Below are 14,938 nucleotides of genomic sequence, written 5' to 3'. Positions count from 1 at the left end.
TATTTCTATGAGGCAACGTCCCTTTTACGGAAGACAATCCAGGAAATGGCCAGGAATAGGATATAGTACACCGCTAGTACAGCTATGGAGAAGCCAAGTGTAGAGCCCCCCGGACCCGTATCCGACAATAGGTAGCCTCTTAGATCCATATGTGTGAAGATCAAGTATTGGGCCCATTCAAACCGTTCTGGACTAAAAATAACCGTAAAAATACTCTTGGCAAACATAATAAATAAGGATAATCCAATAGCCAGTCCACTTGCGCGGAATACGCTAGATACCATGAAAGCCAGAGCAGCGGTCAGGAAAAGCTCAATGTAACGACATAGGAGATCTAGGAAGGAATATTCCGCTGGGCTCCAAGCCGTAATGGATGACATCGTATCTCCCGAAGATGAGGAGAAGATTAACGAAGCAGCAAAGCCAAAAGCAATCAATACTGCGGTGCTAAGCAAACTGAATAACACCATGGAAATATATTTCGAGAGCAGGATCTTGGAGCGACTCCACGGGCGAATCAGCAACAGCTTGATGGTTCCCCAGGTAAATTCGCCCGCTACGGAGTCAGAAGCCACTACAACGGTAAATATTGTATTCAAGAAGAACGCAATACTCACCGTCATCTGAAAGTTATCCCAAAGCCCCATAAGCGATGAATCGCCTTCGCTTGTGAAATAAATAAGCGCAGGAAGCAGCACGCTCATCACTGCAAGAATAAGCAGCATAATCCATGTGCGGACACGGCTGTATATTTTGATATTCTCATTATGTATGAGAGCTGTAAATTCACCCAATTCCTTCACCTCCTGTAACCTCTAAGAATTGATCCTCCAGCGTACGGGCAAGGGCTCTGATGCTATACACCTTAATCCCACCTGCCACTAGCTTGGCATTTAATTCTGCGATCTCCTCACGCTCTGCCTCAAGCACAAGTCCCCCACTCTTAAATACTCCACGTCCAATGAGGGCTAGAGCAGCTTCAGCATTATCAACCTCGAACAAGGTTTCTCCCAGAGGCATTGCAGTATTGCCTACCCCTTTCAGCTGCTTCACATCCACCAGTCGTCCATTTTGGATAATCGCCACGCTGTCACACATGAGCTCCATCTCGGAAAGTAAATGACTGGAGACGAATACAGTTGTTCCTTCTTCCTGACATAAACGGCGTAAATAGTCTCTAAGCTCGCGTATCCCTTGTGGATCCAGGCCGTTGGTTGGCTCATCTAGAATCAGCAGCTTGGGTCTGTGCAGCAGTGCCTGAGCCACTCCCAGCCTCTGACGCATTCCCAGTGAATAGGTCTTAACTTTGTCATGAATTCTTTGACCTAGTCCAACTAGCTCGACGACCTCGTCTATCCGTTGCTTCGTTACCCCTGGCACCATCCGTGCATATTGGCGCAGATTCTGATAACCGGATAGGAACTTGTACATCTCAGGATTTTCTACAATGGCCCCTATATTTGCGATAGCCTCTTCAAAATGGTTTTTAATACTACGGCCACAGATCAAGATGTCTCCACGACTAATGGAAATCAACCCCACCATCATCCGTATTGTAGTAGTCTTACCTGCTCCGTTGGGCCCCAAAAAACCGAAGATTTGTCCAGGCGGGATGTCCAGCGTTAAATCGCTCACCAGCGTTTTCGAGCCGATTTTTTTGGTGACTCCCTGCAGGCGGGCAACAGGCTCCATCAATATTTCTGTATTCGACATAGTCTCACTTCCTTTCATCTATAACCTAGTTTACCACATATACCCTTTTTCCCGAAAATCACTAGAGGATACGAGTCTGCCATCTAAAAAAAAGGAACCTGACTTCTCCGGCATTAGGAAGAGTCAGGTTCCCTTATTCATTTAATTCCTATTTCATTCAGGTACAGCAGTTTAGCCGCCAACACGGGCAAGCTCGCGCATATTCGCTTCAAATGCAGCCATCAACGCAGCTTCTCCGGTCAATCCGGTTTGTTCTACCTTGCGAATTTGCTCCATCATCCGTTTGTAATCCTTCGGAATGACACGAACGAAGTTCGGCAAGCTATCTGCCCACTGATCCAGTACCCGTGCGCCAGCCGCACTACCTGTAAGCTCGGTATGGCGGATAATCAGCTCACGCAGCTCTTCGATCTCCTCAGACTCTTCCACTCTCTCGAGCAGTACCATTTCGAGATTGCAGCGGCCGATGAAGGTTCTATCTGGGTCGTAGACATAAGCGATACCGCCTGACATCCCTGCCGCAAAGTTACGGCCAGTTTCACCAAGGACAACCACTCGGCCTCCAGTCATGTATTCACAGCCGTGGTCACCCACGCCTTCTACAACAACCTTCGCTCCGGAGTTACGGACGGCAAAACGTTCACCAGCGATACCGTTGATATAAGCTTCTCCACCTGTTGCACCGTAGAATGCAGTATTTCCGATAATGATATTGTCCTCAGCAGCAAAGGTAGCTTTCGGAGATGGCTTGATAATAATCTTACCACCTGACAATCCTTTACCTACATAGTCATTGGAATCTCCTTCCACCGTAAGTGTGATCCCCTTAGGCACGAATGCACCCAAGCTTTGACCAGCAGAACCGGTGAAATGAAACCGAATCGTATCATCTGGCAAACCTGCTGCCCCATACTTGCGGGTCAGCTCGCTGCCAAGGATAGTTCCGACGGCACGATTTACGTTCGTGATCGGCAGAGATGCCTCAACAGCCGTACCCGATTCCAATGCAGGTGCTGCCAGGTCGAGCAGCTGCGAGACATCCAGTGTCTCTTCCAGACCATGATTCTGGTATTTACTGCGGAAGCGTGTGCTTCCTTCCGGTAATTCCGGTGTATGCAGCAGGCTGCTCAAATCTATGCCTTTCTTCTTCCAATGCTTCGACGCCTGAGTTGCGTCTAGGCAATCGGTACGGCCTACCATCTCTTCAATTGTACGGAAGCCGAGACTTGCCATAATTTCACGTAGATCCTGTGCCACGAAGGTCATAAAGTTAACTACATGCTGCGGATCCCCAGTAAAGTTCTTACGAAGATCCGGATTCTGGGTAGCTACACCAACCGGACAAGTATCCATTTGGCAGACACGCATCATAATACAGCCAACAGATACTAGCGGAGCAGTAGCAAATCCATACTCTTCAGCCCCAAGCAATACAGCTACAGCCAGATCGCGGCCGCTTAACATTTTACCATCTGTTTCTAGAACAACACGGTCACGCAGATTGTTGAGCATCAATGTCTGATGGGTTTCAGCCAAGCCAAGCTCCCACGGAAGACCCGCATGACGAATGGAGTTCATCGGCGATGCCCCTGTACCTCCATCATAGCCACTAACCAAGATAATATCAGCGCGCCCTTTGGCTACACCAGCAGCAATCGTACCCACTCCAACTTCCGATACGAGCTTAACATTAATGTTTGCACGTGGATTTGCATTCTTCAGATCATAGATCAGCTCTGCCAAATCCTCGATTGAGTAAATATCATGATGCGGTGGAGGTGAGATCAGACCGACACCTGCTGTTGAGCCACGTACTTCAGCGACCCAAGGATAAACTTTACGTCCTGGAAGCTGTCCACCTTCCCCTGGTTTAGCGCCCTGAGCCATTTTAATCTGGATCTCATCAGCGTTAACTAGGTAGTTCGAGGTAACACCAAAACGTCCGGAAGCTACTTGTTTAATCGCACTGCGGCGTGAATCACCATTGCTATCCGGAATATAGCGAGCTGGATCTTCGCCGCCTTCCCCCGTATTACTCTTGCCACCGATACGATTCATCGCAATGGCCAGTGTCTCATGTGCTTCCTTACTAATGGAACCAAAGGACATTGCACCCGTCTTAAACCGTTTCATAATAGACGATGCCGGTTCTACTTCTTCCAGTGGAATCGGTTCATAGGCTGACTTGAATTGCAACAAGGAACGAAGCGTCAATTGCTTCTCGCTTTCTCCTTGAACAAGGGCAGCATATTTCTTGTACATATCATAATTCCCACTACGCACAGAGTGCTGAAGCAGATGAATGGTCTGTGGATTGAAAAGATGCTCTTCCCCATCATTACGCCATTGATAATCGCCACCGGAATCAAGCACCTTATCATTTCCGTCTTTTTCTGTAAAAGCACGGTTATGATGGATAAGTGCCTCAGTTGCCACTTCCTCCAGGCCAATACCGCCAATCCGGGAAGGTGTCCAAGTAAAGTAGCGATCCACGAACTCAGAGTTCAGACCCACAGCTTCAAAAATCTGCGCACCGCGGTAAGATTGAATCGTCGAAATTCCCATTTTGGAAAGAATCTTAACTACGCTCTTAGTCGCAGCTTTAATATAGTTCTTCACTGCTTTTTCATGCGAGATTCCCCGCAATAAGCCTTGGCCGATCATATCATCCAAGCTTTCAAAAGCCAGATAAGGATTTACTGCGCTCACCCCATAACCGAGCAGCAGCGCATAATGATGGACTTCACGTGGTTCACCGGATTCCAGCAAAATACTTACTTTCGTCCGTGTTCCTTGGCGGATCAAATGATGATGCAGACTCGATACCGCAAGCAGAGCTGGAATCGCAGCATTCTCACTGTCCACACCGCGGTCAGTCAGAATCAGAATGTTATGCCCTTTAGCCATAACACGGTCAGCAGCCTCGTTCATGCGCTCAAGCGCGATGCGTAATCCTTCTGCCCCAAGCTCAGCCGGGAAAAGAATTGGAATAGACATCGATTTGAAGCCTGCACGGCGAACATGGCGAATCTTAGCAAAATCTTCGTTCGAAAGAATTGGCGTTTGCAGCGAGATCTGGCGGCAGCTTTCCGGTTCCGGTTTAAGCAAATTACGCTCTGGTCCAATCGTAGTCGTTGTGGATGTAACCAGCTCTTCACGAATGGCATCGATGGGTGGATTCGTTACCTGAGCAAACATTTGTTTGAAATAGTTATAGAGACGTTGCGGGCGGTCCGAAAATACAGCGAGTGGAGCATCATAACCCATGGAACCGACAGCTTCAGCACCAGTAGATGCCATTGGCTCAAGCACCTTGCGCAAGTCTTCAAAAGTATAGCCGAAAGCCTGCTGTAGCTGTTGTACATTGTCATGCTTAGGATTTGGCAGTTCAGGCGCATCCGGAAGCTCATCAAGACTGATCAAATGCTCATCCAGCCACTGGCGATAAGGCTTCTCAGAGGCGATAGCCGATTTAACTTCCTCATCCGAGATAATGCGGCCTTCCTTCGTATCCACGAGCAGCATGCGTCCAGGTTTCAGGCGGTCTTTATATAAGATGTCCTCTGCTGGAATGTCCAGTACACCGGCTTCTGAGGATAAAATAATCATATCGTCTTTCGTTACATAATAACGAGCAGGACGCAGACCGTTACGGTCCAGAATAGCGCCGATTTGTATCCCATCGGTAAAGCCCATTGCAGCAGGCCCGTCCCATGGCTCCATCAGAGTACTGTGATATTCATAAAATGCTTTTTTATCAGCATCCATACTATCATGATTGCTCCATGGTTCAGGAACCATCATCATGGCTACCTGTGGCAGGGAGCGTCCGCTCAAATAGAGAAACTCAAAGGTGTTATCGAACATTGCAGTGTCCGATCCATCCGGGTTAATAACAGGCTTGATCTTGTTCAGATCTTCACCAAACACTTCGCTCTTGAACAATGACTGGCGTGCATGCATCCAGTTCACATTACCACGCAAGGTGTTGATCTCACCGTTGTGGATCATAAAACGGTAGGGATGCGCACGTTCCCAGCTTGGGAAGGTGTTCGTGCTGAAACGGGAGTGAACTAACGCGATCGCTGATTCCAGCTCTTCGTTCTGCAAATCCAGGTAGAATTGTCCGACTTGTTCTGTAGTCAGCATGCCCTTGTATACAATCTTACGGCACGACAAGCTTGGTATATAGAAGGATTCAGCCTCTTCTACACCACCGTAACGAATGGCAAGCTCCGCACGTTTGCGGATAACATAAAGCTTACGTTCAAAAGACAATTCATTCGTGACCGAAGCCGAGCGGCCGATAAACACTTGACGCACAAAAGGCTTAGCAGCTTTCGCTGTCTTGCCAAGCATTTCATCATAGGTAGGTACATCACGATAGCCGAGTACTATTTGACCTTCTTCAGCAATAATATTGCTTAAGAGGGCTTCATGCTGCGCCCGAACTTCTTCGTTATGAGATAAAAAGATCATGCCCACGCCATAATGGCCTTGTTCCGGCAAAGTAAAGCCTAGCTTCTGAGCTTCACTTGCAAAGAAACGGTGCGGAATTTGAAGCATGATACCTGCTCCGTCACCAGAGTTGGGTTCGCTACCTTGGCCTCCCCGATGCTCCATATTAAAGAGCATTGTCAAAGCATTACTTACGATATTGTGAGACGGTGTGCCTTTAATATGAGCTACAAATCCCATGCCGCAAGCATCTTTTTCGAACTGGGGATCATACAGGCCCTGTTTTACGGGCAGTTCAGTGTGTTTCATCGAACGCAACCTTTCTATTATAAAGTATGCAATGTCTTAGGAAAATTTTTCACATGAAAATCTTAATAATTATTCAATCCAGATTAGTGCTATTATTTTATCACCGAGGTAACATCAGCGCAATTTAAACTTTTTTATGATGCTGATTAACATTTGTTTTTGCATCACAGCTTTAGCGAGTAAAAGTTTAAAAAAACTTCACGATGCATAATTATACATAAATAACGCATAAGTGCATATGCAATGAAAGCGTTACACGATTTTTCATCCCTTCTAATATGTTTGCAAGAAAAAGGGTTTTTATGATTTTAAATCAAAAAAAGCGTCTCCCGGAGGAGACGCTTTTTTATACTTTTTTTTCAAAAAATCTATCAGTTTATACAGTCAAAACTTGTTCACTTTTCACTCCAACTTCATTCTCACGGCTACGAGTCATGAAGTAAGCGAAGGTAAGAGCAAGGAATCCAAGACCAAAGATTGCCAGGATACCTACATCTCCCCACATTGCACTGAAGTCACCTGTAGAAATTACTGCTTTAAGACCACTAACTGTGTAAGTCATTGGAAGCAGTGGATTAAAGAATTTCATCCAATCAGGGATCAATTCAAGTGGGAATGTTCCGGCACTAGTTGTTAATTGGAAAATAAGAATAACGATAACAACGAAACGTCCCGGTTGATCCATCCAAGTAACAATCGCTTGAACTACCCATGTGTAAACTAAACTTGTTAAGAATGTAAATACGAAGAATAGCGGTTTACTTTGTACTTCCAATCCAAGTCCATACAATACAACCACAGCAGCCAGCATAGACTGGATAAAGCTCATGATTGTGAAAGTAAGCGTACGGCTAATGAAACGGTTCATACGGCTAGCACCAAGGACAGCCGAATCACGCATTGGAATAACAATTGTTGAAATCAAAGCACCTACAAACAATCCAAGGGATAGGAAGTAAGGAGCAAAACCTGTACCATAGTTCGGAACATGATTCACAACTTGATCCTCAACCACCACTGGTTGTGCGAACATTTCCATCATTGCATCTGTTTTGTTCACACTGCCTGTTTTTTCAGCAGCATCGCCAAGCTTAGTTGCCAGTTCTGTTGATCCAGATTTCAGATCATCCATACCATCTTTCAGCTCGCCTGCGCCATCAGCCAGTTTTTTCGAACCATCTGCTACAGCACTGATACCGGAACCTAGTTCGCCTACACCGCTTAACAGTTTTGTAGTACCATCGCCAAGCGCTTTACCGCCTTCAGCCAGCTTGCTGCCTCCAGCTGCAGCTTCTTTAAGCTTCGCACCAAATTGTTGCATCCCTGCATTCAGCTTATCTCCACCGGTTACAAGTGCAGATGCGCCTTGTGCCAGTTTTTGTTGTCCTGTCAAAAGCTGTGTGCTACCAGCATTTAATTGCTGTGCTCCATCATGCAACTGAGTTACACCAGCAGCTAACTGCTGTGAACCTGAGTGCAATTGAGTTGCACCTTGTGCCAGCTGCTCTTGCCCACTGTGGAGTGCAGTAGCACCCTGTGCCAGCTGCTCTTGACTTTGTTGCAGTTGCTCACTGCCTTGTGCCACAGCTGCACTGGCTGCCAGCAGCTTCTGTACCGCTGGATTTTGTGCCAGCTCAGGACTAGCCTGTGCCAATTGCTCCAATCCTTGAGCTACCGCTTTAGCACCCTCAGTTACCTTCGTGCTGCCTGCGGCGGAAGCTTGCAAACCTGCTTCCAGTTTCGCGCTGCCATCTACGGAAGAAGTTAAGCCTGCTTCCAGCTTCGCGCTGCCATCAACTAAAGATTGTGTTCCTGCTTGTAGTTTAGAAGTACCATCCACAGCAGACTGCGTTCCCGCCTGAAGCTGTGTTGCACCTGTTACAGCTTGTTTCAAGCCGTCACTAAGTTGTTTACTGCCGGCAGCACTCTGTGCAACACCGTCTTGAAGCTGCGTATGTGCAGTAGACAGTTGTTGCAATCCGCTTGCCAACGTGGTTGATCCTGTTTTAAGCGCCGTAGCACCTGCATTCAAATCAGTCACGCCTTGTGTAAGGGGTTCTACACCATTTTGAAGTTTACCTGTACCATCTGTCAGTACAAGTAGATTATCTTTCAGCTTCAAGGCTCCGTCATCTAGCTTACCAGCGCCATCAGCGATCTTGGAGGCTCCATCTCCTGCTTCGCCCAATCCATCAGATACTTCTGTAATCTGATTGAATACAGACTCTACATAAGCTTCAGTTACTTTAGCAGATACTTTATTTTTAATTTCTGCTACAGCCGTACCACCGATTTGACCAGCCAAGAAGTTGTAACCTTCATTTGGCTCATAAATAATTTTTGCAGGCTGTGGTTCATCATCCATAAGAGTAGTAGCTTTAGCAGAAAAGTCTTCCGGAACAATGATCGACATATAATAAGTATTGTCCTTCATTCCTGCTTCCGCTTCTTCAAGGGAAACGAAGTTCCACTGGAAGCCGTCGGTTACCTTCAACTCTTCTATAAGATCATTACCGGCTTGTAGTTGCTTGCCTTCATAATTAGCGCCGACATCCTGGTTGACCACAGCAACCGGAAGCTCATTCATCTTGCCATACGGATCCCAGAATGCCTTCAGGAAGAATCCGCTGTACATCACCGGAATAAATAGGATAGCAATCATTGGAATTAGCACCTTCGGATTTCTAAGGGCTGCGCCAAGATCCTTGGTAAATACGGATAATGATTTCATTCTGGTTCTCTCCTTATGAGCTTATGCTCTCTTTAAAATGCTTTGTTTGCGAAATATTACGTAACACTAAGTGACTGTTTTCCCCATTCGGTCAATTCAGGGTATAAAAAAATGCCTCGCGGCTCTTTTTCAATGCCTAATCCATCTTGAGAATTGTTAAGGGAAAGCGAATCGAGTGAAGCTGAGAACGCCATCCCTGTCCTGAATCAACCCTTACTGTGCCAATCCTTCGGCGAGAAACAAATGAAAATACATCTTGATCTGTTCCTTGTCCAAGGGAGTATGTGTTTTATTCAGTTCAGCAGTCAATACAATATATAATCTGAACATGACTACCGAGACGATTTTGGGATCGCAAGGTTTGATTTCTCCCTGTTGGAGCGCTTGTTGCACCTCCCGTTCTAAATATTCTAAAACTACGTTCTCGATCTTCTCGAGTCCTTCTCCAGCCTGCGGCGTACCGAATTCGCGATTCTCCTGGGAAAGTTTTATGAATAGCTCCTGCTCACTTCGAAACTCAAGCAGAGCATCCAGCACACGATGCAAGTTGTCAAAGAAGGGTCTGTCTCGCCTGATCTCCCGCTCAGCAATCGTCTTCATTTCCATCATCATATCGTGCAGGATCTCGTCAAACAATTGCTCTTTGTTTGTAAAAAAGGTGTAGATGGTCCCCTTACCGACATTTGCAATCTTAGCAACCTGATCCATTGTAGTTGCCTTATAGCCAAATAATGAAAAAGATTTTGCTGCGGCCTGAAGCACCTGCTGTCTTCGATCCACCACTGCCACCTGTGCACACTTCCTTTCTCCAGAAAATATCGTTCCCGCTGACTTCTGACCATTTTACTAATCCGGTCAATTGGTCATTCACTACTTTATCATGTTGTTTTCTAGTTTGCAATACTTTGGGCGAACCTTTTATTTTTTTTATTTATTGCAGGGTTTTAACTTTCTATTTACGTCTTACTTGTATAATGTGAGTATAGTATAGATTTCCTAGTATAATTAGAAGAAGAAACGCATTTCTATAGAAAAGGAAAGTAGCAGGTGAACTTATGCGAAAGAAAAGAGTACTGCTGTTTTCGGAAGGCTTCGGTACGGGCCACACAGGAGCAGCCTATGCTCTGGCCGAAGGAATAAAGCTGCTGAATCCGGATGTCCAATGCCGAGTCATCGAGCTGGGGAAATTTCTTAACCCGACGGTCGCCCCTTGGATTCTTTCCGCTTACCGCAAAACAGTTAGCAGCCAGCCTAAGCTGGTCGGCATGATGTATAAGACACAATATCATAAATCATTGAACCCGTTGACTAAAATGGCGCTTCACCGGATTTTTTATACACATGCTTCACAGGTCATTGAGCAGCTAAAGCCTGATTTAATTATCTGCACTCATCCCATTCCGGCTGCGGTCATTTCCAGACTGAAACGTCGTGGACTACATGTGCCTCTGTATACATTAATTACTGATTATGATGCACATGGGAGTTGGGTAAATTCTGAGGTCAATCGTTATCTCGTATCTACCCCACGCGTCAAGTCCATTCTGACAGGCCGTGGGATCGCTCCAGAGCTAGTAACCGTCACTGGCATCCCAGTGCATCCAAAGTTCTGGGAACGCTCCAACAAGACGCTGCTACGCAAGGAACTGGGATTGGCTGATATTCCAACCGTACTCATTATGGGCGGAGGATGGGGGCTGATGTTCGGCAAAGAGATTATGCATTCCCTCACCGCCAGAATGGATGATATTCAGCTCGTCTTCTGTATGGGCAGCAATGAGAAGCTAATCGCCAAAATGAAGTCCAATCCACTGCTCAATCATCCCAATGTTAAAATTCTGGGATATAGCAGTGAAATCAATAAATTGATGGATGCCTCAGACCTGCTGATTACGAAGCCTGGAGGCATGACCTGTACGGAAGGTCAGGCCAAAGGAATTCCAATGCTTTTCTATAAAGCTATTCCAGGTCAGGAAGAGAAAAACTGCCAATATTTCGTAGAGCTTGGGCTGGCAGAGGTGCTCGACTCGGAAGTAGTGAACAAATGGTTCACTATGATGCTTCGTGAATATTCAGTTCTGGAAGAGCAACGCAGACGACGTCTCGCTCCAGATAAACATCAACCGCAAAGCTGTGCGACTACTGTTCTGAAGATGTTAGGTAACCCCGTAAGCGAGGCAACTGAAATCAGAGGCACAAGAGCGCAAGCACGTAATGAAGAACCTGTATGTATTACACCTTAAAGAATAAGCAGGCAGTCAGGGAATTTCCCCCGGCTACCTGCTTTTTTTATAATATAAATCGGATTGGTTAAATTTCTACGCTCTCACCAGCTTTAAGCGGAAAACCTTCTACTCCCTCTTGATGCAGGCGATCGCAGAAATCAGCACCATCCTGAGCAATATCCGGAAATGTATTGTAATGTAGCGGGATCACTTTATCCGCCCGTAGCCAGCGTGCGGCCAGCAAGGCGTCATCCGGTCCCATGGTTAGCATATCGCCTATAGGAAGAGCTGCCAGGGCAATCGCATTCCTTTCTCCAATGAGGCGCAGATCGCTGAATAGTGCGGTATCCCCCGCATGGAAAATCGTCTTGCCCTCAATCGTCAACAAAATCCCCGCGGGTTGTCCAGCATAAATCCAAGAATCGCCCTCCTGAATGGATGAGGAATGAAACGCCTGCGTAAATTTCACAGTCATCCCTGCATAGGTATGACTACCACCTATATTCATGTGCTTAACCTGTGCACCCTTCATCCGGCAATATTCGGCAAGCTCAAACACCGCAAAGATCGGACAATCATTCTGCTTGGCAATTTCGACAGCATCTCCTAAATGATCAGAGTGGCCGTGAGTAAGCAGAACGGCATCAACGGAAATATCGGCAGGTGAAATACCGGAGTTCGGATTACCTGACAAAAAAGGGTCAATAATAACCTTCACGTTCCCCGTCTCTACCAGCAGAGCTGAATGTCCATAATAAGTGATTTTCATGGTTATCTTCCACCTCCAGATTCATATAGTTTAGTTTACCCTATATAGCGCTGAGGTTCACAGATCCACCAAATTATTTATAAAAAGTATGATTGCCAATAGTTTTAACATAAGTCTGTGAATGATGTACGGTCAGATCCTGTGCAAGTTTTAGCGACAAGAAAAAATAAGTATTATCGGGAACTTCCTTTACTCCGGAGAGTGCAGCATTCACCGCTTTAATACTATCATCGTTAGGCTTCACACGGTTAAGACGCCCGTTAGCTACAGGGCTGAACTGGCTCTTCTGATAAATAACTTTATATATCGTGTCGGGGAAATTGGCTGACCGCAGCCTATTCAGAACAACGTTGGCAACTGCCACCTTGCCCTTGTACGGTTCACCTTCCGCCTCTGCCATTACAATTTTTTGTAGCAGAAGCAGTTCTTCTTCGGATACAGCGTAGCGCCGGGTTGCTTTACTTTGCTGCTCCTGGCTTAATAGCTCTGTCCGAGAGAAGTACAATGTTGTGAGGGGATGTTTCTGAGAAGCCGAGGCTATCTTCGCTGTCGCCTGACTACTCTTTGTTGCTGTTTCCGCCAATTGCGACGCTTTTTGCGCAGCTGGCTTGGATTGTACTACATCAGCCTTCACCCGAATAATGGAAACGTTCGATGTGTTTTTTGTGTTTTTTTGTTTTATTTTTTTTACACTAAGCCATTCCACACCCTTCGCCGGTTTCCAAGCGGAACTTAAAAGACTGAGTGTGTTATTAAGCTTATTGGCTTGTGTAACTTCAGTAATGCCCCTCGTAATGCTACTCGTTATACTAGACTTCGATTCATCTTGCAAAAGAGAAAGTACGGATGCACGGCTGGTGGATTGCAACTTATCCATCTGCACCCTGTCCATCTTCCCTTCCGCAACTTGTTCGGGTTGCAATAAGCTTATGGCAGAGAAACACACTAGTATAACGCCAACGAGCAACGCAATATAGCGGTTTTGTTTAAAAATTAACATGATATTCCTCCTATTTCACGGCACATTCCTATTGTATGTAACCGAAAACGGAAGCTTTGAAAACTTTATTATCGATTTTAAACTGTAAACTTTTCAATAATTTCATACATAGGAATGGCATACATTCTGGTAGCATACAACACAAAACTATCAATCGTCCAGTCTCTCTGATAGTTTTTTAGGTTCCAATCACCATCCAATTTCAGTAAGTTTTCCAGCAATTTATCATCATATGAATTTTTTCCCCGGTACTTTCGAGCCACGGTAAGATGCGGTTTATAGGCCCTGGATTCGCCTGAAAAACCTAATGGAAACGTCGCAGAATGCACTCTCGCAGCTAATTGATTTAATGCCTCTATTTCGCCAGAAACCCCTATCCACAGGACTCTTGGGGAAGCTGGAAGACCAAATGTGTCCCATTTGTCCAAAGAGAGATTGAAGGGGCTGCCTTGACCCGCGATCTGCCTTAATGATTTTACTAAATCTGGAATTACGGTCTTGGGGGTATCTCCTAAAAATTGCAGGGTAATATGATAATCTTGCGGATTTGTCCATTTAGCAAATTCAAAATTTCCAGCTAGCTTTGAACATGCCTGCGCCACTATTTCTTGCAGCTCAGAAGGTAATTTCACAGCTAGAAAAAGCCGTTCTGATTCGTTCTCTGATACTTTAGTATTCATGGTCAATTTCACCTTCTCCAATAGATTTGGTATTCTTAACCTATAACATGATCCATATCCATTAAACCACAAAGTAGGAGGAACACATCATGACTAAGTCTATAGTATGTCTACAACCACTTACATCTCAGCAGCAGGAAAGGATCAAAGCGGCTGCCCCAGGCTATACATTCACACAAGGAGACGCCAAAAATCCAGATTTGCAGCTGCTTGCAGACGCAGAAATCGTAATCGGCTGGGCTAAAGGTATTTCGGATACACTCCTTCGCCCCGAGTCCTCCCTTCGCTGGGTTCAGTCCTGGTCTGCTGGTATTGAGAAACTTCCTCTCGATCGTCTTAAGGAACAAGGAGTCCTGCTCACCAGTGGGAGCGGAGTTCATGCCGAGCCTATTTCTGCGGTAATCTTCGGGTTCATGCTTCTCTTCACACGTAATTTGCATACGGCTGTACGCAATCAGCAGAACCATATTTGGAAATCTGATGGCAGTGAAAGCGAGCTGTCCGGCAAAACAGCCGTTATAGCTGGAACTGGAGCGATCGGCAGTGAAACCGCCAGAATTGCTAAAGCCTTCCGGATGAAGACTATCGGTGTCAGCCGTTCCGGTAAGCCAGTCGCAGACTTTGATCAAATCTATACAACAGATCGTTTATCCGAAGCTGTAAGCCAAGGCGATTTCATCATCAATACCCTTCCTATTACCGATGAGACCAAGCATTTATTTAATGCCACCAGCTTCTCCGCGTTTAAAGAAGGCTCCTATTACATTAACATTGGCCGTGGCGCAACTACCGATACTGAGGCTCTGATCGATGCATTGAATCGCGGACAACTCCGTGGCGCTGGGTTGGATGTTTTTGAGACCGAACCCCTTCCGCAGGATCATCCGCTTTGGTCTATGGAGCAAGTAATCATCACTCCACACTCCGCTGGAATTACAGATCAATACGCTGACCGGATCGTTAATATTTTTACCGAAAATGTGAAGTCTTACTTATCATCAGGCACACCTTCTCTAAATCTTGTTGATTACGACCGGCAATATTAATAATATG

At 45.9% G+C, this 14,938-nt stretch carries 10 protein-coding genes; 2 read left to right on the top strand and 8 right to left on the bottom strand.

All coding sequences use genetic code 11. The features are described 5' to 3' along the window. Window positions 1–5 precede the first annotated feature (5 nt). From PODO_RS04740 to PODO_RS04720, 5 genes are all read right to left on the bottom strand, one after another. Window positions 6–794, bottom strand: coding sequence for an ABC transporter permease (locus PODO_RS04740; RefSeq protein ID WP_038568926.1), 789 nt, complete (start codon window positions 792–794; stop codon window positions 6–8). After that, complete coding sequence (locus tag PODO_RS04735; RefSeq protein ID WP_235219382.1) at window positions 787–1,713, bottom strand: ABC transporter ATP-binding protein; 927 nt, start codon at window positions 1,711–1,713, stop codon at window positions 787–789. The genes PODO_RS04740 and PODO_RS04735 overlap by 8 nt, the downstream gene beginning before the upstream one ends. Before the next feature lie 171 nt (window positions 1,714–1,884). Further along, window positions 1,885–6,480, bottom strand: a complete 4,596-nt coding sequence (gltB, locus tag PODO_RS04730) for a glutamate synthase large subunit (protein ID WP_038568924.1) — start codon at window positions 6,478–6,480, stop codon at window positions 1,885–1,887. 376 nt (window positions 6,481–6,856) lie between these two features. After that, window positions 6,857–9,211: a YhgE/Pip domain-containing protein gene (locus PODO_RS04725; protein ID WP_038568922.1), complete on the bottom strand. Its 2,355-nt coding sequence runs from the start codon at window positions 9,209–9,211 to the stop codon at window positions 6,857–6,859. A gap of 213 nt (window positions 9,212–9,424) precedes the next feature. Then, a complete protein-coding gene (locus tag PODO_RS04720) occupies window positions 9,425–10,000 on the bottom strand; it encodes a TetR/AcrR family transcriptional regulator (RefSeq protein ID WP_036676550.1) in 576 nt (191 codons plus the stop codon). A 266-nt stretch (window positions 10,001–10,266) separates the two neighbouring features. Here PODO_RS04720 and PODO_RS04715 point away from each other — a divergent pair, with 266 nt between their 5' ends. Then, on the top strand, window positions 10,267–11,454 hold the full coding sequence (locus PODO_RS04715; protein WP_038568920.1) for a UDP-N-acetylglucosamine--LPS N-acetylglucosamine transferase: 1,188 nt from the start codon (window positions 10,267–10,269) through the stop codon (window positions 11,452–11,454). A gap of 67 nt (window positions 11,455–11,521) precedes the next feature. Here the strand turns inward: PODO_RS04715 and PODO_RS04710 are convergent, their stop codons facing one another. From PODO_RS04710 to thpR, 3 genes are all read right to left on the bottom strand, one after another. Beyond that, the gene (locus PODO_RS04710) at window positions 11,522–12,205 is read right to left on the bottom strand and encodes a metal-dependent hydrolase (RefSeq protein ID WP_036676555.1); all 684 of its coding nucleotides are present in this window, start codon (window positions 12,203–12,205) and stop codon (window positions 11,522–11,524) included. A 73-nt stretch (window positions 12,206–12,278) separates the two neighbouring features. Next, window positions 12,279–13,205: a cell wall hydrolase gene (locus PODO_RS04705; RefSeq protein WP_038568918.1), complete on the bottom strand. Its 927-nt coding sequence runs from the start codon at window positions 13,203–13,205 to the stop codon at window positions 12,279–12,281. 77 nt (window positions 13,206–13,282) lie between these two features. Then, window positions 13,283–13,885 carry an RNA 2',3'-cyclic phosphodiesterase gene (gene thpR / locus PODO_RS04700; RefSeq protein WP_036676561.1) on the bottom strand — a complete coding sequence of 201 codons (603 nt, stop codon included), beginning with the start codon at window positions 13,883–13,885 and terminating at the stop codon, window positions 13,283–13,285. 89 nt (window positions 13,886–13,974) lie between these two features. Between thpR and PODO_RS04695 the strand changes: the two genes are divergently transcribed. After that, complete coding sequence (locus tag PODO_RS04695; protein WP_036676562.1) at window positions 13,975–14,931, top strand: D-2-hydroxyacid dehydrogenase; 957 nt, start codon at window positions 13,975–13,977, stop codon at window positions 14,929–14,931. Window positions 14,932–14,938: the final 7 nt, after the last annotated feature.

Source organism: Paenibacillus odorifer (genome assembly GCF_000758725.1).
Taxonomy (GTDB): Bacteria; Bacillota; Bacilli; order Paenibacillales; family Paenibacillaceae; genus Paenibacillus_AQ; species Paenibacillus_AQ odorifer.
This window is presented reverse-complemented; position numbering and strand designations above follow the sequence as displayed.